Origin of the sequence: Parafrankia sp. FMc2 (assembly GCF_041008525.1) — a bacterium.
Taxonomy (GTDB): domain Bacteria; phylum Actinomycetota; class Actinomycetes; order Frankiales; family Frankiaceae; genus Parafrankia.
In genome coordinates this window covers 1-21,393 of the sequence record NZ_JBFLUG010000044.1, presented here as the reverse complement: position 1 = coordinate 21,393, position 21,393 = coordinate 1, and the positions used below count along the sequence as shown (strand labels likewise).

Below are 21,393 nucleotides of genomic sequence, written 5' to 3'. Positions count from 1 at the left end.
CATCAGTGCAGGCGCTGGTCGGCGGGGCAGTCGAGGGCGCTGGCGCGGGTCAGGCCGTCCACCGAGAGGCGAGCCGACAGCCGTACCGCGCCACTGGACTGGGTGAGGATGCCCGTCCACCCACCCGCTGCCCGGAACACGCAGGCATCACCTTCGGTGATCTGCCAGTACGGCGTGTAGTGCACCAGGACGGTGGCGACGCCGGGGTTCGCGAACGACACCGCGACCGAGCTGACGTCCAGCTCGGTGAGGGTCGCCGGCCCGTGGACGAGGCCGGAAGAATCCCGGACCAGCCACACCATCCAGTCGGCGTTGCGCCAGGCGAGCTCCAGGTAGGGCAGCCCGGACCGCAGCAGCTCGGCCTCCGCGACACCGGCCGGGTCGAGCTCGACGTTCGGCAGGGCGACATACGTGACGCCGCGGGCGAGCAGCCATTCGTGGTAGGTCGCCGCCGACAGCGTCCCGTCGTAGAACAGGGCGTTGTACTTGCTGTCGAGCTGGCGCAGCCAGCCACGGGTCATGGGAACCCGCGGCGGGACGTAGCGGGCCTCCCAGTGCGACCGGGTGAACGGGATCTCGACCCGCCCCCCCGGGACCGGACTGTCGTTGTCCAGGTAGTCGAGAAGCTCCGTGTAGTAGTCGGGCGAGGCGGACGGGTCGCCGTGGGTCACCAGCGCCCCGTGGACGGGACCGATCTGCCAGGCGATCAGGGGGATCGAGGCGAGCGCGAGCGCGCGCGGCCGGCTGGCCAGGAAGACCGCCGCCGCCGGCCCGGCGAGCATCGTCGCCGGGCGGGTGATGTTGCCTCCGACCTGTGTCGGGACGAAGAAGAAGACGATCGCCGACGCCGCCCACAGCAGCAGGCCGTTGCGGACCGCCCGCTGCTCCCGGGGAACCAGGACGAGCCCCACCCCGATCAGCGTCAGCAGGGAGAGGAAGGTGACCGCCGGGAAGGGCTGATAGCCCTCCTCCGGGAAGGCGAGCGCCACCGCGATCCCCGCGCTGGCTCCGAGGAACCCGACCAGCACCCGCCGCGGCAGCGTCCCGAGCAGCGCGAGCCCCACCATGAGGACGAATCCGGCGGCAAGCGGCGACGCGAGGGATGACAGCACCGCCCCCACCCACACCAGCCGCACCCGCCGCTCACGCGCGCCCAGCAGCGCCAGCGCGCCGAACGCCATCCCGAGCGCGAACGGCATGCGGCCGACGACGAGGTTCGCCACCGTCGCGACCGCGAACCAGACGAGCGCCAGATCGTGACCGCGCCGGGCACCGGGCCCGCGCAGCAGCCGGGTCACGACGACCGTCGACGCGATGCAGGCGAGCGCGCCGACGGTCTGGACGCCGAGCAGGGCGCCCAGCGGGGGAAAGAGCACACTGTAGCCGGGTATGGTGTGGCCGCCGTACCAACCGTCGTCCCACAGGACCGCGCCGCCATGCTCGAAGAGCCAGACCCGATACTCCTGGGCAGGAGTGTCCGGGCCGGTGACGCCGAGGCACACCGAGATCAGGCACAGCACCGCGGTGAGCAGCCAGGGCCGGCGCACGACCGCGGTTCCCAGGGCGGCGGCGCCCTCGGCCACCCGACTGCGGCGCCGAGGACCAACGGCGAGGCAGGAGGTCTGCGGGAGTGAGTCTCGGCGACGGCCGTTCTCGCCGACGGTGGTTCCGAGCGGCGGATCAGGCGTCGCGAGCAGACCCACCCGTCACCTCCCCGCCCTCCGCGGCCGGCCCGTCCGGCGCCACGACAGTCGACATCTTCACCGCGGGCGCCGCGGGTGCGCGGACCGGCACGGACACGCCGCCTGGGCGTGGGACGTCATGGCTGATCGCAACCGGCACGATCGCCGCAAGCGCCGCCATGATCGGCGAGGCTCGGCTCGGCCCCCGGGACCCCCAGGCGAGCGACCCGTCATCCTGGTGGGGAATTCTCCCATCCACGCCGCCTTCGGACACCGACAGGGGCGTGCTTGCGGCCACAGCGGCCGTGGCTGTGATCCTTCTGTGCCTGAGCTGGCTGCTTCTCCTGGCCCGGGCGCTCCGCCACACGCTCCCCCCGCGCGCGGCCGTCATCGCCGCCCTCGCGTGGGCAACCCCGTTCGCGCTGGGACCGCCGCTGTTCAGCCGGGACGTCTATGCCTACGCCGCGCAGGGCGAACTCGCCCGACACGGACTGGATCCGGCCACCCACGGCGTCAGCGACCTGCTCGCCCGCGGCCCGACCGGGGAGATCTTCGTCGCCGCCGTTGATCCGCGCTGGCGTGAGACCCACGCCCCCTACGGCGGGCTGGGCGTCGGCGCCGAGCGGCTGGCCGCCGCCCTCGGCGACCTCTTCGGCACCGGCCCGGCCGGGGCGATCGTGGTGCTGCGTGTCGTCGCGGTGCTGTCGACCGTCGCTCTCGTCCTGCTCGCGCTGCGCCTGCTGCGCGCCCAGTGCCCGGCACCCGGCTCGGGCAGCCGCCTCGCGGTGGTGCTCGTACTCCTCGCCGCCAACCCGTTCGTGATCATCCATCTGATCGGGGGCTCCCACCTGGACGCCCTCGCCGCCGCCCTGCTCGCCGGGGCGCTGGTGGCCGATCAGGCGAGGCGGGCCACGACGGACACCGGCCGGGCACTCGGCCTGGCGGCACTGGCCATGGTCCTCGCGTGCCTGGCCGGCAGCGTCAAGGCCACCGCCTTTCTCGGCGCCGGCTGGTTGCTCCTCGTCCACCTGCGGGACGCCCAGCGCGTCCGGCACCTCCGCGCGGCAGCGGCGGCTCTCGGCACCGACCTGATCGCCGGTTCCGCGGCACTGCTGGCCGCCATGGCCGCGGGCGGATTCGGACCGACCTGGATCAGCGCCCTCGCCACCTCCGGCACGCTGGAGACCGGCGTTGCCCCGGCGTCGATGCTCGCGACCGGGCTGGCCGCGCTGGCGGGACTGGTCGGGCTGGACGTCGCCGACGGCACGGTGCTCGACGCGACCCGCGCCCTGACGCTGGCTCTGGCCGGCCTGATCGTCGTCTGGCTCGCGCTGCGGACCTGGCCGCGCCCCCGTCCGCGCGACGGCCTGGCCGTCCTGGGATACGGAGGCATGGCCGTCGTGCTGGGATCCCCGGTGGTCTATCCGTGGTATCTCGCACTGAGCGTGCCGTTCCTGGCCGTGCTTGTCGCGCTCGAGTTCGACCGGGCGGAGCCGCCGCCGCACCGCACCGGACCCGTGGTCTGGCTGGTCGTCGTCACGTCGGTGTGGCTGTGCGCCGCCACGCTGTCCCCGCTCGCCGCCACCTGGCGGCTGCTCGGGCGAGCCGGGCCGCTGCCGGTCGTCGTGGTCGCGGTACTGCTGGGCGGGATGGCGCTGGCAGCGGCGGGCTGGCCACGCTGGTCCGGAGCGCGTACCAGGCGACGATGACCAGCAGGACGTTGCGCGCAAGCAGCAGCAGGCTGCCGACGACCCGGCCCTGAACCACGTCGTTGTACCGCCAGGGATAGACGACCTGCGTCAGCACGGCGGCGACGGCGAGCAGCACCGCCGGGTCCATCGACGGGCCGCGTCCGTCCAGGCGGACCGGCCGGACCGCCCGGACCCGCCGGGTCGGTTCCGCGGAACCGTCAGGGGTGAGGGCGATGCGGGCCGCGACCAGGACGAGCATCCAGATCAGGTACTGCGGGCTGAGTACGCGGGAGGTGACAGAAATGATCATTACCAGCGCCAGGCCCCGGCCGGCGGTGTCAGCGGCGGCGGGCTGCCCGGCGTCCGGTCCGGGCCGCCGCGCCCACCAGAACAGCACCGCGGCCAGGACAAGGATCATCTCGACCACCGAGCAGGCGGTCGCGACAGCACGGGCGGCGGTTCCGCCGAACTGCAGCGACCCGTGGGAGTACGCCGGCGCCTCCCCGGCCCCGAACATCCGGGCCACCACGAACGGTGTGGCCGGCACCGCCTCGATCTGCAGGCCCCGTGCGCTCTGGGCGTCGAGAAACCCGAGGGCGCCCCGCCACCACCCGGCGAGCGCGAGGGTCACGCCCAGGCCCGCCACCACCACGGCCGCCCCGGCCGCGATCCGCCCGCCCCGTGCCAGGACATTGCCGTTCCGGCCCGCCAGCCCACCCCGGCCGAGCGCGACGAGCAACAGACCGGGCCACACCTTGACGGCCGCGCCCAGCGCCACCCAGCCGCCGAAACGGCCGGGGCGGGCGTCGAGCGCCAGCACGGCCGCGAGGGCGGCAGCGGCCGGCACCAGATCGAAGCGGGCCACCGTGACCGGCCCGAGGGCCAGCGTGGTGAGCAGCCAGTAGCGCGCCGCGCGGTGGGAGCGGCGGGCGAGTGCCCAGGTCACGGCCGCGTCGACCGCGAGGATCAGCAGGAGGAACGAGACCTCGTAGGGGACACCGAGCCACTCGCGCGGCGCTCCGGGGAGCGCGAGCAGGACCGCGGCACCCGGCGGGTACTGCCACTTCTCGTCGCCGGGGACGGCCCCGTCATGGACAAGGATGCGGCCCCAGGCCCGGTAGAGATCCAGGTCGCCGCGCACGCTCTGCTGCGCCCCGAACACCTGGCCGTGCACCGCGAGGAGGAGCAGCAGGGCGCGACTCAGGATCCACCCGGCAAGCAGCGGCCTGTCCCCGTAACCGTCCCGTGCTCGGCGCATCCCTCGGAAAGTACCGGCCATGGCGACGACCGTGGCACCGGCATGGGAAAGTCATAGCTATGCGAGTACGCTTCGCCACCTAGCGTCACCACTCCCTTTAGCTTCCCGACAGCCACGAGCCACTCCACGGCGTGACCGGCGCCGTGAGCGCGGAGCCCGACGGCGCGTTCCGCGCGTGCCGGGTGGCCCACGCGCCGCGGAGGTGTTCTGTGATCCTCGGGACCGGTTCCGCCTGGGACACGGCGTGCGTGCAGCTCGCCGATGCCGCCCAGCACCTGGGCCTGGACGACGGCATGCACGATCTGCTGCGGACCCCGCGCAGATCGATCACCGTCTCCGTCCCCCTGCTGCGCGACGACGGCCAGCTCCTTGTGCTGTCCGGCTACCGGGTCCAGCACAACCTCGCCCGCGGGCCGGCCAAGGGCGGCCTGCGCTACCACCCGGCCTGCGACCTGGACGAGGTCAAGGCCCTCGCCATGTGGATGACCTGGAAGTGCGCGCTGATGGGGATTCCCTACGGCGGAGCCAAGGGCGGCATCGCGGTCGAGCCCGGCCTGCTCTCCCGGCAGGAGCGGGAGCGGATGACCCGCCGCTACGCCGCCGAGCTGGTGCCGCTGATCGGCCCGGACAAGGACATCCCCGCGCCGGACGTCGGCACCGACGAGCAGACCATGGCCTGGATCATGGACACCTACTCCACGCACACCGGTCACACCGCGCCTGGCGTGGTCACCGGCAAGCCACTGTCGATCGGCGGCTCCGCGGGCCGGGCCGGTGCGACCAGCCGGGGCGTCCAGCTCGCCGCCTTCGCCGCGCTCCGCGAACTGAACAAGGACCCGCGGGAGACAACGGTCGCCGTCCAGGGGTTCGGCAAGGTCGGCGCGCTCGCCGCCCAGTACCTGCACGACGCCGGCTGCCAGCTTGTCGCGGTGTCCGACGTCAAGGGGGGTGTCCACAACCGGGCCGGGCTGAACCCGACCGCGCTGATCCGCCACGTCGCCCGCGGGGGCGACACGGTCGTCGGCTACCCGGGCACCGACACGATCACCAACACCGAGCTGCTCGAACTGGACGTGGACATGCTGGTCCCCGCCGCCATGGAGGGTGTGATCAACTCCGGGAACGCGGACCGGGTGCAGGCACCGCTGATCGTCGAGGGCGCGAACGGCCCGGTGACGGCGGAGGCGGACAAGGTCCTGGCCGGCAACGGCACCGTGATCGTGCCGGACATCCTCGCCAACGGCGGCGGGGTCGCGGTCTCCTACTTCGAGTGGGTACAGGACATCCAGGCCTACTTCTGGTCCGAGGACCAGGTGAACGACCGGCTGCGCGAGCTGATGCAGCGCGCGTACCGGGAGGTCTCGGCGCTGGCCCGGGAGCGGCGGGTCAGCCTGCGTACCGCCGCGCACATCATCGGCGTCGCCCGCGTCGCCGAGGCGCATCGGACCCGGGGCCTCTATCCCTGAACTCCCCCGCCACCCGGGCGGCCAGCGCGAACAGGGCGTCCTCGTCGTCGGCCGGTGACGTCCGGTTGCGCCGCTGATGGCCGCAGCTCTCGCAGTGGTGGGTCAGAACGGTCTCCCGGGCCCGCAGCTCCACCGCCACCGGCCGCATCAGCCCCTGGCAGGCCGCCGCGCGGTCGCCCGGGTGGACGTCCACATGGCGTGACCACAGACAGGACGGACAGTGGTTGGTGTAGCCGTTGCCGCGGACCGCGCGTCCGCAGACGAGGCAGGCGAAGTTCTCGGGCGTGCGGGCGAACCGCCGGCCGGAGACGTCATCAGGCGGCTGCACCCGTCAACGGTATGGGGCCCACGGACTTTCGGGTGTACGGACTTTCGGGTGTACGTGACCGACGCGCCGGGTGTGTCCGCGGGACGAACGGGGATGTCGGACCCACGGGGTGAAATAGTGGGCGCGTGGACGCGGAGGGCCTGAGCGAGCGGGACGCCCGGGTGCTGGCCTTCGAGAAGCTGCGCTGGCAGCACCCGGGAGCCAAGGACGCCGCCATCCGCGCCGAGTTCGGCCTGTCGTCGACCCGTTACTACCAGCTCCTGCACGTTCTGATCGACTCACCAGCTGCGCTGGCCACGGACCCGATGCTCGTCCGCCGGCTGCAGCGGCTGCGTGACGAACGCCGGCGCGCCCGCTCAGGCCCCCTGGACGGCGCCGACGAACCCGGCCACGACGGTCCCGACGACGCCTGAGGAGAGCCCCGTGCCCAGTGGCTCCCACGACACCTTCCGGCACCGCGAAGGTGACCGCCTGCGCATGGCGGCTGCCACCGCCGTAGCCGTGCTGGCCGTACTGGCCGGCATCCTGCTGGTGAACCTGTTCAACGGCCCACCCGACTCCGACCCGGACGAAGCCGCCTCGGCCGCGCCCGCCGTGGGCACCCCGTCACGGCCGTCGACGCCGCCGCAGACCCCGTCGGGGAGCCCGACGCGGTCCCCGACGCCGACCGCCGTCCCGACGCCGCCGCCGACGCCCATGCCGCAGTCCGCTCCGGCGGAACCGCCGACCGCTGCCCCTCCGCCGGCGGCTCCGCGGGTCTTCGCCCCCGTCGTCGTGCTGAACAACTCCCGGGTGGCGGGCCTCGCGGACGACGCCGCCGACCGGGTGGAGGCGGCCGGCTTCCGGGTCGAACGGGTCGGAAACTACCTGTCCAGGTACAACGTTCCCGTGTCGACCGTCTTCTACGATCCCGAGGACGCCGACGCCGCCCGCACCCTGCTGGAGACCGTTCCCGGGGTCGAGCGCATGGTTCCCCGCGAGGAAACGAGGATCATCGAGACGGACACGCTCATCCTGGTCATCACCCGGGACTTCCCGGCCGGCGACCAGCCCTGACGGCAGCCCACCAGCCACTCACCCCTCACGTGACCGGGGAAGGGACCGTGACCGAACCCTCGCCACCCGCCCGCGCCGGCTCTCCCGCCACCGTCGAGCCCACTCCGACCCCGCGCACCCCTGCCGGCGGCGCGGGCCTGGCCGCGCTCCTCACGGCCCCGGAGAAGGCTCTGGTCGCCCTCGACTACGACGGCACCCTCGCGCCGATCGTCTCCCGGCCCGGTGACGCTGTCCCCGCGCCCGGTGCCATGGCGGCGCTGCGCCGGATCGCCCGCCGGGTCGGCACCCTGGCGATCATCACCGGCCGGCCGGTGGAGGCCGTCCTCGAACTCACCGAGGCCAAGCGGTTCACCGACCTGGACCGGCTGCTCGTCCTGGGCCAGTACGGCCTGCAACGGTGGGACGCCCAGACCGGGCAGACCGTCAGCCCCGAGCCACTGCCCGGGGTCACCGCCCTGCGCGGCGCACTGGCCCAGGCCCTGCTCGACGCCCCCGCCGGGACGTCCGTCGAGGACAAACGGCACGCCCTGGTCGTGCACGTGCGGCGCACCGCCGACCCGGACGCGGCACTTGCCGCACTCACCCCCGCCCTCAGCCGGCTCGCGCAGGAACACGGGCTGGAGGCGGCACCCGGCAAGCGGGTCCTGGAGCTGCGCCCACCGGGGCATGACAAGGGCGGGGCGCTGCGCGCACTGGTCGCGCAGCGCCACGCCCGCTCGGTGCTGGTGGCCGGCGACGACCTCGGCGACCTCCCGGCCTTCGAGGCCGTCGACGAGCTGCGGGCCGGCGGCATCGGCGGGATCACCGTGTGCAGTGACAGCCCCGAGGTGCCGGATGTGCTGCGTTCCCGCGCCGACCTGGTGGTCGGCGGGCCCGCCGGCATGGTCACGCTGCTCGAGGTCCTGGCCGACCGCATCGGAGCCTGATCTAGGGACCCGAGCGGATCTCCGCGAGCTGTGCGCCGAACCAGGCGCTGGGCGGCAGCGCACCGGCGACGGTGGCGAGCCGCCCGGCCCGGGCGCGCCGCTCGGCCGGGGGCATCGTCAGCCCCGCGTACATCGCGTCCGCGGTGGCGGTGACGTCGTACGGGTTCACCACGAGGGCGTCGGCGGCCATCTCCGAGCAGGCACCTGCCTCCCGGGAGAGGACGAGCACGGCACCCTCGGCCGAGACGACCATCCCCTCCTTGGCGACCAGGTTCATCCCGTCCCGGATCGGGTTCACCACCAGCACGTCGGCCAGGGTCATGGCGGCCAGTGACCGCGGGAAGTCGTCGCTGATCTCCAGGTGGACCGGAAGCCAGGTGTCCGTGCCGAACTCGTCCTCGATCTCGGCGGCGAGCCGCTGCACGGCCGCCGTGTACTCGCGGTACTCCGGCAGGTCGTGCCGGGACGGGTAGGCGCACACGAGGTGCATGACCCGCCCGTGCCACTCGGGGTGCGCGCGCAGGAACTCGCGGTAGGCGTCCAGCCCGCGGACGATGTTCTTCGACAGCTCGGTGCGATCGACCCGGACCACCAGGCGGCAGTCCCCCGCCAGTTCCCGCAGCTCGGCCGCGCGGGCGCGGACGTCCGGGTGGGAGGCGCGGTCCCGCAGCTCGGGGGCGTCCACGCCGAGTGGGTACAGACTCGTCCGCACCGAACGGCCGCCGGCCGAGACGGTGTCACCCTCGATCTGGGCGCCGAGGATCTCCGCACAGCAGTCCCGGAACGCCGCCGCCCAGGCGGGGGCGAGGAAGCCGAGACGGTCGGCGCCGAGCATGCCCTGCAGGATGGCGGCGGCGACGCTGTCCGGCAGCATCCGGAAGTACTCCGGCGGCGACCACGGGGTGTGGCTGAAGTGCGCGATGCGCAGATCCGGCCGGATCTGGCGCAGCAGGGCCGGCACCAGTGTCAGGTGGTAGTCCTGCACGAGCACGCACGCCCCCGGAGCGGCCTGCTCCGCGAGCGCCTCGGCGAAGGCGCTGTTGTAGTGCTCGTAGGCGGCCCAGTCCCGCCGGAACGACGCGCCGAAACTCGGTTCCACCGACGGCGAGTGCAGCAGGTGCAGGACGAACCAGAGTGTGCGGTTCGCGACCGCGTTGTAGGCACGGTCGAACAGCACCCGGTCCAGGTCGAGCATCTTCACCGAGGCACCGCCGGTGTCGAAACCGACCTGGTCGAGGCGCCCGCCCGGCGCCGAGCGGGCGGCCCTCCGGTCGGCCTCGCTGAGCGCCGTGCAGACCCACAGCAGCTCGCCGTCGCCGTCCGGGGTGTCCTGCACGACCTGGGCGAGGCCGCTGACCAGCCCACCGCCGCCGCGCCGCGCAAGCAGCTCGCCGTCGTCCCCGATGGCGAAGGACACCGGGCCCCGGTTCGACGCGACCAGCAGTTCCGCCTGGGGCGAACGCTCACCCCCCGGCGCCGCGAGCTCCCCGATGCCCGGCATGTGACGCACACAGCGGAGCGTAGGCCATCGAGTGCCGTGCTGTGGCGTCATCCGGTCAGGGAGCGGCGATGGCGGCGCGCACGGCGCTCGCCCAGCCGAGTCCGACCGAGCCGGCTTCCACGACCGCGTTGGTGTGCGCGGTGAGCAGCGCCGCGATCTCCGGATGGCGGATCGCGTTGGCCACCAGGTGCATCCGGCCCACCGAGCGGGCCATCTCCAGGTCGCTGGCCGAGTCGCCGATGGCGATCGCCTCGTTCGGGTCGAGCCCGCGCCGCTTGAGGTCGTAGGCCACGGCCTCGCCCTTGCTGACCCCGTCCGGCACCAGGTGGTACACGTGCGGGACCACGCCGAGATCAGGCATGTTGGCTGGCGAGATGAGACCGTTGTCACGCATGCTCAGCCACCCGAAGCCCGTCTCAGCGAGCCAGGCGTCGACCTCGGCGACATCGATCCGGCCACGGAGCATGACGTCGATCTCGCGGCCGGCGTGCCACGGTGTGTGCAGCTCCAGCCGGCCCGGATGCAGCCCGATCAGCTCGTCGAGCAGGCTCTCGGGCACCTGCTCGTACGACTCCGGCATCGCGCCGCGCAGGATCTCGCTCTCGATCAGGCGTTCGCCGTTCCAGCCGATGATCGCGCCCATCTCACCGATGAACCCGTCCGCACCGAAGATGCCGGCGGCCTCCACCAGCTGCGGCCTGGTCCGGCCCGAGACCAGGACGAGCGCGATGCCCGCGTCAAGCAGCTCCACGAGCGCGCGGGCCGGCTCGAGGGTCGTCGGGCCCCCTTCCGCTCGGAAGAAGCAGCCGCGCGGACCGACCATCGTTCCGTCAAGATCGGTGTAGACGACACGTACTGTCACGCTACGGTCTCCCTGCGGTGGTCGGACGGGTCACAGGCCTATAGGCAACAGCATGCGACAGACAGGTACGTGACAGCGATCCGACCGGAGAAACTACGGTGCACGTCCGCCCACACGCGGACTACAGTACGGACAGACAACTTCATCTGGCTCATCCAGAGGGGCAGAGGGAACGGCCCAGCGAAGCCCCGGCAACCACCGACGCATCCCTGCGCGGCAGGTGCTAATTCCGACCCGGGGCGCACGCCGGCGCCCGGGAAAGATGAGGAGTTCCCGCATGACTCTCGCGCCCGAGCGCGCCTCTCTCCCGAGCGCGGAAGCCGCAAATCCTGCCGTTTCGCTCTCCTGTCGGCACTGCGGAGCCACCTACCCGCTGTCCCCCACCCATGTCTGCATCGAGTGTTTCGCCCCCCTCGAGATCGCCTACGACGAGGACCGGCTGCGTACGGTCACCCGGGAGTCGATCGAGGCCGGGCCGCGCAACCTGTGGCGTTACGTGGGCCTGCTGCCCGCCGGGCACGTCGCGGAGCGGCGGGTCTCCCTCGACGCCGGCTGGACGCCGCTGCGCCCCGCGCCGCGCCTCGCCGCCGCGCTGGGGATGCGCACCCTGTGGGTGAAGGACGACAGCGCGAACCCGACCCACTCGTTCAAGGACCGAGTCGTCTCGGTGGCGCTGACCGCCGCCCGCGAGCTGGGGTTCACCACCGTCGCCTGTGCCTCGACCGGCAACCTCGCCCAGTCCGTCGCCGCGCACGCGGCGTCCGCCGGGCTGCGGTCCGTCGTGCTCGTCCCGCACGACCTGGAGGCCGGCAAGACCGTGTCGACCGCCGTCTACGGCGGCGCCCTGGTCGCCATCAAGGGCAACTACGACGACGTGAACCGCCTGTGCAGCGAGCTCGCCGGCGAGTACGAGTGGGCCTTCGTGAACGTCAACGTCCGGCCGTTCTACGCGGAGGGTTCGAAGACCCTCGGCTACGAGGTGGCCGAGCAGCTCGGCTGGCGGCTCCCCGGCCAGGTCGTGATCCCGATCGCCTCCGGTTCGCTGCTCACCAAGGTCGACAAGGCCTTCGGGGAGCTCGGCCGGCTCGGCCTCGTCGAGCCCACCCCGTACAAGGTTTTCGGCGCCCAGGCCGCCGGCTGCAACCCGGTGGCGTCCGCGTTCGCGCGGGGTGTCGACACGGTCGCTCCGGTGAAGCCCTCGACGATCGCCAAGTCGCTGTCGATCGGCAACCCGGCAGACGGCCCGTACGCCCTCGATGTGGCCCGCCGCACCGGCGGGGCCATTACCGACGTCACCGACGAGCAGATCGTCGACGGCATCCGCCTGCTGGCCCGCACCGAGGGAATCTTCGGCGAGACCGCGGGTGGCGTCACTGTCGCCTGCCTGCGCCGCCTGTTGGACGAGGGGCGCCTCGACCCTGATGTCGAGACCGTCATCTACAACACCGGCGACGGTCTCAAGACCCTCGACCCCCTCGTGCCCACCGGCGGCCCGACCGCGACGATTCCCCCTTCCCTTGCCGCCTTCGAAGCCGCGGGGCTGGGTGACTAGCAGCCAGCCCCGCACGTCCGGGGCTGGAGAAGGACGTAGAGCGATTCGTCGAGGTTCAGCGGACCCCCCTCGCGGGTGACGATCGCGCCCGGCGAGATGTGCTCTGTCCCGCGCGCAAGGGCGGTCGCGGGATGCCGCCCGGAGTCGATGGATGGCGCGGGGACCAGGGTGCGCCGATCAGGAAGATCCGCTGTGATCGTTCCGTGGGAGTTCCGCCGAAGCGTGACACCTTCGTCATGGATGTAGCGGTGATGTGCGCTGCAGACGAGGGTGAGGCCGTGCAGGTCGGTGCGGCCACCTTCGGCCCACGGGGTGAGGTGGTGGATGTGCAGCCAGCGTGTGTGGGTGCAGCCGGGGTACTGGCAGGTGCCGTGGTCGCGGGCCTGGACGGCCGCGCGTAGCCGGCGGGTGGGCAGTCTGCGGCGACGGCCGAGGCGCAGCGGGTTGCCTTTCTGGTCGGTGAGCAGGGTGCGGATCATGCCGTCGCACCCGAGGCGTTGCAGCACGGCGCGAGGAAGGGTGATCTGCGGACGGTTGTCCACCCATCCCGTCGCCTCGGTGGGGTCCTCCCGGCCGGTGGGCTGTGTCAGCAGGTCGCTGGCCTTCACGTGCACGGTGAGCGTGTGGGTGGGCTCGACCAGGCCCGGCGCGGCGTGGTGCAGGAAGGCTTCGGCGAGTGCGGCCAGGGCCTCGGCGTCACGTTCGGCGGTGGGTTCGGCCGCGCTGCCGACAGGACTCTGGCGGGCGGCCTCCATGGCGGTGATCAGCTGGGCGCCCTCCTCCGGTGCGAGGACGGCGGCGACGTGAACCATGCCGTCGTCATCGATGCGCCAGGTCACCCGCCGGGCGGAGCGGGTACGAGCACGGTCGTCCGGGTCAGCGGTGCGCTGCCGGTAGGCACGGGCCAGTCGTTCCAGCGCGCCGGCGGTGCAGTGGTGGGCGTGGTTGAGCCAGGTTTCCTCGGTGTCGGCTCGGGCGACCCTGGCGATCGCGCGGACCTTCGAGTAGGACACCGTTCCCGCGGCGAAGGCGGCGCGGATCGCGGGAAGCCGGGTGAGGGCGTGTGCGGTTGCGATGTGGTCACGGGCCGTTCGCTCGTTCAGACCACAGCGCCAGGACAGCCGGTGCGCGCAGGACCGCAGCCCGATCCCCGACCAGCCGCCCCGGCGGTCGAAGGCGGCGAGGAGGAGCAGCCAGTTGCACGTCGAGGAGGCGATGCGCCCGGCCCAGCCGCAGATCGCAGCCTCCAGGTCGGCCAACGGTACGCCGTCCGGATCAGCGGGAAAGCCGGTTTCCGCGCTGGCGGGCAGGCTGGTCTCGGGCGCTACGTGAGGTACGCCTGTCATGATGATCACCGGGCCAGGGGTGTCGTCGGTCATCGGACGCGGCCACCATCACACTCGCCTCCGACAGTTTCTCGACACCGCAAACCCACCGGAACAACAACGGACTTCCGTGGGCGGCTCCGCGGAACCCGCGCCCGAGCAACCAACCGGCCGCAGCCGAAGCGCGGAGCCCGCGGCGCCGGACCGAACACCGATCGTGCGGCGCCAGTCCGCGGATGGGTGGCGTTCAGCCGGATTTCCCGTGCGCCACACCGTCCGACCCAGGGGCACGAGCTTGCACTCTCCCATGCCGAGTGCTAAACAGGACCTGGCACTCTCGACATGGGAGTGCCAAGGGCTGAAACGACGAGGCCTCCTGGTCGTCCTCCCGCTCAGGCGGGGAGCCAGGTCGGGCCGTCCGTCGCGGGCGTCGTTGTGGCCAGGCCATCGAACTGCCATCCCCCTGGGAGGACCCAGACACCATGCCGAAGATCATTGCCTTCGACGAGGAGGCACGGCGCGGCCTGGAGCGCGGCATGAACCAGCTGGCCGACGCTGTCAAGGTCACGCTCGGCCCCAAGGGTCGCAACGTTGTCCTGGAGAAGAAGTGGGGCGTCCCCACGATCACCAACGACGGCGTCAGCATCGCCAAGGAGATCGAGCTCGAGGACCCGTACGAGAAGATCGGCGCGGAACTCGTCAAGGAAGTAGCGAAGAAGACCAACGACGTCGCGGGTGACGGCACCACCACCGCGACGATCCTGGCCCAGGCGCTTGTGCGCGAGGGCCTGCGCAACGTCGCCGCCGGCGCGAACCCGATGGGCCTGAAGAAGGGCATCGAGGCCGCCGTCGAGAGCGTCTCCGAGGAGCTCTCCCGCGTCGCCAAGGACGTGGAGACCAAGGAGCAGATCGCCTCCACCGCCTCCATCTCGGCCGGGGACCCGGCCATCGGCAGCATGATCGCCGAGGCGATGGACAAGGTCGGCAAGGAAGGCGTCATCACCGTCGAGGAGAGCAACACCTTCGGCCTGGAGCTTGAGCTCACCGAGGGCATGCGCTTCGACAAGGGCTACATCTCGCCGTACTTCGTCACGGACACCGACCGCATGGAAGCTGTCCTCGACGACCCGTACATCCTCATCGCCAACAGCAAGATCGCGGCGGTCAAGGACCTGCTCCCGATCCTGGAGAAGGTCATGCAGGCCGGCAAGCCGCTGGCCATCATCTCCGAGGACGTCGAGGGCGAGGCCCTGGCGACCCTGGTCGTGAACAAGATCCGCGGCACCTTCAAGAGCACCGCGGTGAAGGCCCCCGGTTTCGGTGACCGCCGCAAGGCCATGCTCACCGACATCGCCGTGCTGACCGGCGGCCAGGTCATCTCCGAGGACGTCGGCCTCAAGCTCGAGGGCACCACCATCGACCTGCTGGGCCGCGCCCGCAAGGTCGTCATCACCAAGGACGAGACCACCATCGTCGAGGGTGCCGGCGACGCGGACCAGATCGCGGGCCGGGTCAGCCAGATCCGTAACGAGATCGAGAAGTCCGACTCGGACTACGACCGCGAGAAGCTGCAGGAGCGGCTGGCGAAGCTCGCCGGCGGCGTCGCGGTCATCAAGGTCGGCGCGGCCACCGAGGTCGAGCTGAAGGAGAAGAAGCACCGCATCGAGGACGCCGTCTCGAACGCGAAGGCAGCCGTCGAGGAGGGCATCGTCGCCGGTGGCGGCGTCGCCCTGCTGCAGGCCGCCACCAGCGCCTTCGAGAAGCTGGACCTGTCCGGCGACGAGGCGACCGGTGCGAACATCGTCCGTCTCGCGCTGGAGGCGCCGATCAAGCAGATCGCGTTCAACAGCGGTCTCGAGGGCGGCGTCGTGGTCGAGAAGGTGCGCAACCTTCCGACCGGGCACGGCCTGAACGCGGCCACCGGCGAGTACGTCGACATGGTCGCCACCGGGATCATCGACCCGGCGAAGGTCACCCGCTCGGCGCTGCAGAACGCCGCGTCGATCGCCGGCCTCTTCCTCACCACCGAGGCCGTCATCGCGGACAAGCCGGAGAAGGACAAGGCCCCGGCCATGCCGGGTGGCGGCGGCGAGATGGACTTCTGAGTCCAGCTTTCCCGCTCTGCGCGAGCAAGGGGCGGTCCCGGCTTCGGCCGGGGCCGCCCCTTTCGCGTTTCTGGTCGGTCACCCGACCGCCGGGTGGGAGGTGCCACGGCGGCGGGTGACCATTCACGGGGCGCGCCGGGATGCGGGACGGAGCCGTCGCGACCCACGTATCGACCACGGGACAGCCACGAAACCCCTGATCGACGCACGTGAAGTTACCAGGCAGTAATAATGCTGACAAGACCGACGGGTCAACGCCTCTGACTTAGACAGTGGACGATGCAAGGAGCACGATGAACAACGTGGTACAAGCTCCCGCTCCGCTCCGGGCCCACCGCCCGACCCTCACGCTGCCCTCCCCGCCGGTCACCGTCGATGATCTGCACACGACCACCCAGGGCAACGCTCGCGTCGAGATCCTCGACGGGCTGTGCGTCGCCCGCCCGTGGCCGACCCCGCTGCGCGCCCGGGTGACAGACCGGCTGCGGGGGCTGCTCAGCGAGGCGGCGACGTCCGGCGCGCAGGTGTTCACCGGGCTGCAGGTGGAGTTGTCCCCGCGTTGCCTCGTCGTGCCGGACGTCGCCGTGGTCGCGGTCGGCGACCCGCAGCGGCGGCGGATCGCCGAGACTCCGTTCGCCGTGCTCGAGGTCGCCGACACCAGCACCCGGCGCTACGACCGGACGCTCAAGCTCGACCTGTACCGCGAGTTCCGGATCCCGGTCTGCTGGCTGGTGGACCCGGACGCCGCGACCATCGAGGCGTTCGAGCTGGTCGGCTCCGGCTATGTGCCGGCCGGCGTGGTGCGCGGCGACGAGGAGCTGACCGTCACCCGCCCCTTCCCGGTGACCGTGACACCGGCCGCCCTCATCGACCCGCCCGAGGACTGACCGGCCCGGCGGTCAGGCCAGGTCGTCGGCGTCGACGATGGTGTAGGCGTAGCCCTGCTCGGCGAGGAAACGCTGGCGGTGCGCCGCGTACTCCTGGTCGAGGGTGTCCCGCGAGACCACGGTGTAGAAGTGGGCGGAACGGCCGTCCGTCTTCGGGCGAAGCACCCGGCCGAGCCGCTGGGCCTCCTCCTGCCGCGAGCCGAAGGTGCCGCTGACCTGGATCGCCACCCCGGCTTCGGGCAGGTCGATCGACACGTTGGCCACCTTCGAGACCACCAGCGTCGTGATCTCCCCGGTGCGGAAGGCCTCGAACAGGCGCTCGCGCTCCTTGTTCCGGGTGGATCCCTGGATGACCGGCGCGTCGAGCAGCCGCCCGAGCTCGTCGAGCTGGTCCAGGTAGGCGCCGATGACCAGGACCCGGTCGTCCGCGTGCCGCTCGACAAGCCGGCGCACCACGGTGCTCTTGCTGTGTGCGGTGGAGCAGACCCGGTAGCGCTCCTCGGGTTCGGCGACGGCGTAGGTCATCCGCTCGTCGTCGGTGAGGGTGACTCGCACCTCGGTGCATTCCGCGGGCGCGATCCAGCCCTGTGCCTCGATCTCCCGCCACGGCGCGTCGTAGCGCTTTGGGCCGATCAGGGAGAACACGTCGCCCTCCCGCCCGTCCTCGCGGATGAGGGTGGCGGTGAGGCCGAGCCGCCGGCGTGACTGGATGTCGGCCGTCATCCGGAACACCGGCGCGGGCAGCAGGTGCACCTCGTCGTAGACGATGAGACCCCAGTCGCGGGCGCTGAACAGCTCCAGGTGCAGGTACTCGCCCTTGCGGCGTGCCGTCATCACCTGGTAGGTCGCGATCGTGACCGGGCGGATCTCCTTGCGTTCGCCGGAGTACTCGCCGATCTCGTCCTCGGTGAGGGACGTCCGGCGCAGCAGCTCGGTGCGCCACTGGCGGCCCGCGACGGTGTTGGTGACCAGGATCAGCGTGGTGGCGCCGGCCCGGGCCATCGCCGCGGCGCCGACGACGGTCTTGCCCGCCCCGCTGGGCAGCACGACCACACCAGAGCCGCCCTCCCAGAAGCCGGCGACCGCCCCCTTCTGGTAGTCGCGCATGGACCAGCCGTCCTGGCGCAGCTCGATCGGGTGCTTCTCCCCGTCGACGTAGCCGGCGAGATCCTCGGCGGGCCAGCCGACCTTGAGCAGGGCCTGCTTGAGTCGCCCCCGCTCGGACGGGTGGACGGCGATCGTGTCGTCGTCGAGCCGCGTGCCGAGCATCGGCGCGACCCGCTTCGACCGGGTGACCTCGGTGAGGACCGCGCGGTCGAACGCACGCATCACGAGGCCGTGCACCGGGTCCTGTTCCAGCCGCAGCCGGCCGTAGCGGTCCATGGTGTCGGCGACGTCGACCAGCAGCGCGTTGGGCACGGCGTAGCGCGAGTAGCGGACGAGAGCGTCGACGACCTGCTCCGCGTCGTGACCGGCGGCGCGCGCGTTCCACAGTGCGAGCGGCGTCACCCGGTAGGTGTGCACGTGCTCGGGGGACCGCTCCAGCTCGGCGAAGGGTGCGATCGCCGCACGGGCCTGGCTGGCGAGCGGGTGATCGACCTCCAGCAGCAGGGTCTTGTCCGACTGGACGATCAGGGGGCCGTCCGGCAAGCCGCCACCGCCTTCCGCAGTTCTGGTTCCGTCGCGACGCATCCGACGGTACAGCCGGCAGCGGCCGGTGCTCGACCCGCCGCTCAGGCGGGCTCGTCCGCGGTGGGGGGCACGATCCAGTCGCTGGCCTCGGGCACCGGCGGCGACTCGAACGATCCCTGGATCTCCGCGACCCGGGTGATCCGGTGCAGAGCGAAGCGGCGGGGGGCCGCGCTGCGCTCGTCCCAGGCGGTGAGCCAGCCGCCGTCCAGCTGGCTCGGCCGCACCACCCGGTCGCTGGGCGTCCCCTGCTGGTCGACGTAGCCGAGCAGGACCCGCCGGCCGTCGCGCACCGCGCCCTGCAGGGTGACCAGGATGAGCGGTGCGGAGCGGACGGACGTGAGGTCCTCGCCCGCGGACTCCCGCGCCGCGCGGGCGGCGCGCGCGATGTCGTCACCCCGCCGGACCAGTCGGACGACGTCCAGCAGCTGCTCGGGGTTCCCACGGCCGCCCGCGGCACCGCCGGGACCGGCGGCGCCGGCGGGGATGCGCGGTCGGGCGGGGGTCCGGTGCACCTCGGGGCGGGGCAGCACGATCCGCCCGTCCGGGGCCTCGGCGACGGGGGCGAAACCGGCAGCGCGCAGCCCCTCCAGCAGCTCCGCGACGGGCAACGAGGAGATCGCGATCGTCGGGGCCACCCGGCGCATCGCCAGCGCCTGGGTGTGCCGGGAGGCGACGACCTCGGTGAGCAGCGCCAGGTCGTCGCAGCGCAGGTAGGACGCGGCCGGCCCGGACCGCAGGCGGCCGTGCCGCCGGGCCGTGTCGTCGATCAGGTACGTCAGGGTCTGCGGGACGCCGCCGCGCGCCAGCGAGCGGAGAAGTTCGTGCAGGTCCTCGGCCGCGCTGCCCGCGTCCATCGCGCGCCGCAGCGAGGCCTCGGTGAACCGGTAGACGGTGGCCGCTCCGGCCGACTCGATGTCGGCCATCCGGGCCAGCTCACCGGCGACCCGCGGCACCAACGGGCCGGGGGCGACGGCGGTCAGGTCCGCCTGGATGAGCAGCTCCTCGACGGGTTCGGGCAGCAGCGGTTCCATCGCGTCCGCGAGCTGGCGGATCAGGCCCTCGCCACCGCCGGCCGCGCCCCGGTCGGCGACCAGGCGCCCGGGTGTGCTCGGCACGCCGCGACCGGTGAGGCCGAGCAGCTCCGCCTCTGCCATCGTCCCGTCGATCACGCTGTCGAGCAGCGCGCCGGTGCGGCGGGGCGTGTGCCAGGTGAGCCGCGCGCGAACGGAGTCGGCGGTCGGTGCGACCCCGTCCGGCGCGGCGGCGATCGCGCGCAGCACCTCGGCTCGCAGTTCCGGCACGCCGGGGCGCCGGGTGTCGAAGGACATCGCGGCGAGCTGGCGCCCCCGCTCGTCCCGCCCCCCGACCAGCCAGGACGCCGACGGTGAGCGCAGCCAGCCCTCCGCGAGGACGGCCCAGCGCTCGGCCACCGACTCGGTGCACCAGCGGTCGTAGGCGTTGGTGGGCACGAACTGCACCTCGGTGCCCGGGGTGGCATCCACCAGCCCGGCGGCGGCGGCCGTCTCGATGACCAGCGCCGCCGCCGGCTCCGGCAGATCCATCAGACGGGCACCGGCGCGCAGGTCACGCACACTGAGTCCACCCGTGCGCAGCGGCGTGACCGGCACGGACCCCCAGGCCGTCAGCAGCGTGGTCACCGCCCGCACCAGCGCTTCGGCGGCCAGTGCGGCGGCCGGGTCGGCAGCACCCGCGCCCACCTCACGGCCGGTGACCTCCGGCGGCTCGGGATGCAGCTCGCCGGCCGGGCGATCTCCACGCAGCAGCAGGCCCACCTCCCGCGGCAGCTCCACGGTGGCGGCGTCGATGCCGACCAGCAGCCCGCGGGCGAGCAGCTCCTCGACCGGGCTGCGCGCCGCTGCCACATCGAGGAGCCGCTCGGCGTCGTTCGTCGCGCCGAGCGCCGGACCACCCGCAAGACGTCCGGCGACCTCCCGGGCCCGCGGCGAGCACCCGTCGAGCAGGGCGGCGGCCCGAGCGGGCTCGGCGAGCACGGCGGACACCATCTCGATGAGGCCTTCGCGCCGGCTCTGCTCGGCGACCACCGACGTGTCGGCGAAGACGGCCGCGGGCAGCCCCACGGCGGCGGCCACCCGCGCGAGCTGGGAAAGCTGGTACACCCCCAGGCACTTCCGGGCCGGGCGGCCGAGGCCGAGCGGGCGGTCCCCCAGCAGGTCGACGGCGACACCGACCAGCCGGATCGCCTCGTCAGGCCCCCAGATCACGGCGCGCTCACGCAGGGAGTCGACCGCGGTGCGCACCTCGAGACCGCCGCAGAACACGGCCAGCTCACGGTAGGACGCGGGGCTGGGCAGCACGGTGAGCGCCTGGACGATCTCGAGGGTGAACGCGTCCAGCCGTTCCAGCGCTCGGGCGACACTCCCCCGGATCTCCAGCCGGGCCGCGAGGATGTCGAAATCGGGCGGCGGTGGGGTGGCGAGGTCCGGCCGGAGGCTGAACAGCCGGGCCAGAGCGTCGTCCGGCAGCGCGCGCAGCCAGGCTGCCAGCGAGGACGAGGACATCCTGATGACGGTAGCCGCCCCGCCGAGCCCGGTCAGGCGGGACGTGGCCGGGCAGGCCCGGTCAGGTCCATCCAGATCGGTCAGCGCAGGTCCTGGACGGTGTCGACCACGACCGAGAGGTGGTTGTCGCGAGCCCAGCCCGCCAGCCGGGACAGGATGTCCTGATCGCCGGGCAGGGCCAGCGCGCGGCCCACCGAGACCCCCACCACGAGCATCACGCAGACCAGGAGCGCCTTGCACACGGTCGACAGCGGCCGGCGCCGATGGTGGCTCGGCCGGGACGCGGAGCCGGGCTGAGGGGCGGGGCGGGACCGGGCGATCTCCGCCCACTCCTCACCGAAACGGCGCGGAGGCTGCCGCGGGGCCGCTGGCGGGCGGGCGGCGACGCGCTCCTGGTGGCCGGTGGTGCTCACGCTCTCCAGCCCCGATGTCCGCGCGACGGGAGGGGGGGTGCCGGCGCTTATACACATCTCCGAGCCCACGAGCCCAGAGAGGCACCCGTATGCCGTCCTCTGCTCCTTG

Annotated in this window: 16 protein-coding genes, 2 pseudogenes and 1 riboswitch; of the genes and pseudogenes, 8 read left to right on the top strand and 10 right to left on the bottom strand. The window is 72.6% G+C overall.

Annotation, left to right across the window (positions count from 1 at the left end; genetic code table 11):
• Positions 1-2 precede the first annotated feature (2 nt).
• Positions 3-1,703 carry a hypothetical protein gene (locus AB1460_RS17135; RefSeq protein ID WP_368962456.1) on the bottom strand — a complete coding sequence of 567 codons (1,701 nt, stop codon included), beginning with the start codon at positions 1,701-1,703 and terminating at the stop codon, positions 3-5.
• The gene (locus AB1460_RS17130) at positions 1,681-1,863 is read right to left on the bottom strand and encodes a hypothetical protein (RefSeq protein WP_368962454.1); all 183 of its coding nucleotides are present in this window, start codon (positions 1,861-1,863) and stop codon (positions 1,681-1,683) included. Before AB1460_RS17130 ends, AB1460_RS17135 begins: the two co-directional genes overlap by 23 nt.
• A 103-nt stretch (positions 1,864-1,966) precedes the next feature.
• On the opposite strand from AB1460_RS17130, the gene mptB reads away from it, so the two are divergent.
• Complete coding sequence (gene mptB / locus AB1460_RS17125) at positions 1,967-3,391, top strand: polyprenol phosphomannose-dependent alpha 1,6 mannosyltransferase MptB (RefSeq protein ID WP_420497296.1); 1,425 nt, start codon at positions 1,967-1,969, stop codon at positions 3,389-3,391.
• Between the two features lie 400 nt (positions 3,392-3,791).
• Here mptB and AB1460_RS38360 read toward each other — a convergent pair.
• Positions 3,792-4,631 (bottom strand): annotated as a pseudogene (locus AB1460_RS38360) (glycosyltransferase 87 family protein); the annotation flags it as partial.
• A gap of 209 nt (positions 4,632-4,840) precedes the next feature.
• On the opposite strand from AB1460_RS38360, the gene AB1460_RS17115 reads away from it, so the two are divergent.
• Positions 4,841-6,097, top strand: coding sequence for a Glu/Leu/Phe/Val family dehydrogenase (locus tag AB1460_RS17115; RefSeq protein WP_368962451.1), 1,257 nt, complete (start codon positions 4,841-4,843; stop codon positions 6,095-6,097).
• On the opposite strand, the gene AB1460_RS17110 is transcribed toward AB1460_RS17115, so the two are convergent.
• Entirely contained in the window at positions 6,042-6,425 is a 384-nt protein-coding gene (locus AB1460_RS17110) for an RNHCP domain-containing protein (protein WP_018636287.1), read from the bottom strand. The two genes, AB1460_RS17115 and AB1460_RS17110, sit on opposite strands and share 56 nt — an antisense overlap.
• Positions 6,426-6,550: 125 nt before the next feature.
• Between AB1460_RS17110 and AB1460_RS17105 the strand changes: the two genes are divergently transcribed.
• From AB1460_RS17105 to otsB, 3 genes are read left to right on the top strand one after another with little or no spacing between them, the layout of a single operon-like run.
• Complete coding sequence (locus AB1460_RS17105) at positions 6,551-6,838, top strand: DUF3263 domain-containing protein (RefSeq protein WP_368962449.1); 288 nt, start codon at positions 6,551-6,553, stop codon at positions 6,836-6,838.
• Positions 6,839-6,848: 10 nt separating this feature from the next.
• A complete protein-coding gene (locus tag AB1460_RS17100) occupies positions 6,849-7,481 on the top strand; it encodes a LytR C-terminal domain-containing protein (RefSeq protein WP_368962447.1) in 633 nt (210 codons plus the stop codon).
• 47 nt (positions 7,482-7,528) lie between these two features.
• Positions 7,529-8,407 (top strand): trehalose-phosphatase, encoded by an 879-nt coding sequence (gene otsB, locus AB1460_RS17095; protein WP_368962445.1) that lies wholly within the window; start codon positions 7,529-7,531, stop codon positions 8,405-8,407.
• Between the two features lies 1 nt (position 8,408).
• Here otsB and AB1460_RS17090 read toward each other — a convergent pair whose 3' ends face one another.
• Both AB1460_RS17090 and AB1460_RS17085 read right to left on the bottom strand, forming a co-directional pair.
• Positions 8,409-9,908, bottom strand: coding sequence for an alpha,alpha-trehalose-phosphate synthase (UDP-forming) (locus tag AB1460_RS17090; protein WP_368962443.1), 1,500 nt, complete (start codon positions 9,906-9,908; stop codon positions 8,409-8,411).
• 55 nt (positions 9,909-9,963) lie between these two features.
• Positions 9,964-10,770, bottom strand: a complete 807-nt coding sequence (locus tag AB1460_RS17085) for an HAD family hydrolase (protein ID WP_368962441.1) — start codon at positions 10,768-10,770, stop codon at positions 9,964-9,966.
• Between the two features lie 148 nt (positions 10,771-10,918).
• Positions 10,919-11,039, top strand: a riboswitch (SAM riboswitch).
• An 8-nt stretch (positions 11,040-11,047) separates the two neighbouring features.
• On the opposite strand from AB1460_RS17085, the gene thrC reads away from it, so the two are divergent.
• Positions 11,048-12,322 carry a threonine synthase gene (gene thrC, locus AB1460_RS17080; protein WP_368962440.1) on the top strand — a complete coding sequence of 425 codons (1,275 nt, stop codon included), beginning with the start codon at positions 11,048-11,050 and terminating at the stop codon, positions 12,320-12,322.
• On the opposite strand, the gene AB1460_RS17075 is transcribed toward thrC, so the two are convergent.
• Positions 12,319-13,701 (bottom strand): HNH endonuclease signature motif containing protein, encoded by a 1,383-nt coding sequence (locus tag AB1460_RS17075; protein WP_368962438.1) that lies wholly within the window; start codon positions 13,699-13,701, stop codon positions 12,319-12,321. The genes thrC and AB1460_RS17075 overlap by 4 nt on opposite strands.
• A 428-nt stretch (positions 13,702-14,129) precedes the next feature.
• Between AB1460_RS17075 and groL the strand changes: the two genes are divergently transcribed.
• Complete coding sequence (groL, locus tag AB1460_RS17070; RefSeq protein ID WP_368962437.1) at positions 14,130-15,752, top strand: chaperonin GroEL; 1,623 nt, start codon at positions 14,130-14,132, stop codon at positions 15,750-15,752.
• A gap of 293 nt (positions 15,753-16,045) precedes the next feature.
• Positions 16,046-16,639 (top strand): Uma2 family endonuclease, encoded by a 594-nt coding sequence (locus AB1460_RS17065; RefSeq protein WP_368962436.1) that lies wholly within the window; start codon positions 16,046-16,048, stop codon positions 16,637-16,639.
• A gap of 12 nt (positions 16,640-16,651) precedes the next feature.
• Here the strand turns inward: AB1460_RS17065 and AB1460_RS17060 are convergent, their stop codons facing one another.
• The 3 genes and pseudogenes from AB1460_RS17060 to AB1460_RS17050 all read right to left on the bottom strand — a co-directional run.
• Positions 16,652-18,289 carry a DNA repair helicase XPB gene (locus AB1460_RS17060; protein ID WP_368962434.1) on the bottom strand — a complete coding sequence of 546 codons (1,638 nt, stop codon included), beginning with the start codon at positions 18,287-18,289 and terminating at the stop codon, positions 16,652-16,654.
• 83 nt (positions 18,290-18,372) lie between these two features.
• Entirely contained in the window at positions 18,373-20,871 is a 2,499-nt protein-coding gene (locus AB1460_RS17055) for a helicase-associated domain-containing protein (RefSeq protein ID WP_368962433.1), read from the bottom strand.
• 80 nt (positions 20,872-20,951) lie between these two features.
• Positions 20,952-21,393: pseudogene (locus AB1460_RS17050) on the bottom strand (hypothetical protein); the annotation flags it as partial.

Coding starts and splice junctions, on each gene's coding strand:
- groL (WP_368962437.1), top strand. CDS start 14,130: ATGCCGAAGATCATTGCCTTCGACGAGGAGGCACGGCGCGGCCTGGAG.
- AB1460_RS17130 (WP_368962454.1), bottom strand. CDS start 1,863: ATGGCGGCGCTTGCGGCGATCGTGCCGGTTGCGATCAGCCATGACGTC.
- AB1460_RS17065 (WP_368962436.1), top strand. CDS start 16,046: ATGAACAACGTGGTACAAGCTCCCGCTCCGCTCCGGGCCCACCGCCCG.
- AB1460_RS17075 (WP_368962438.1), bottom strand. CDS start 13,701: ATGACCGACGACACCCCTGGCCCGGTGATCATCATGACAGGCGTACCT.
- thrC (WP_368962440.1), top strand. CDS start 11,048: ATGACTCTCGCGCCCGAGCGCGCCTCTCTCCCGAGCGCGGAAGCCGCA.
- AB1460_RS17055 (WP_368962433.1), bottom strand. CDS start 20,871: ATGTCCTCGTCCTCGCTGGCAGCCTGGCTGCGCGCGCTGCCGGACGAC.
- AB1460_RS17090 (WP_368962443.1), bottom strand. CDS start 9,908: ATGCCGGGCATCGGGGAGCTCGCGGCGCCGGGGGGTGAGCGTTCGCCC.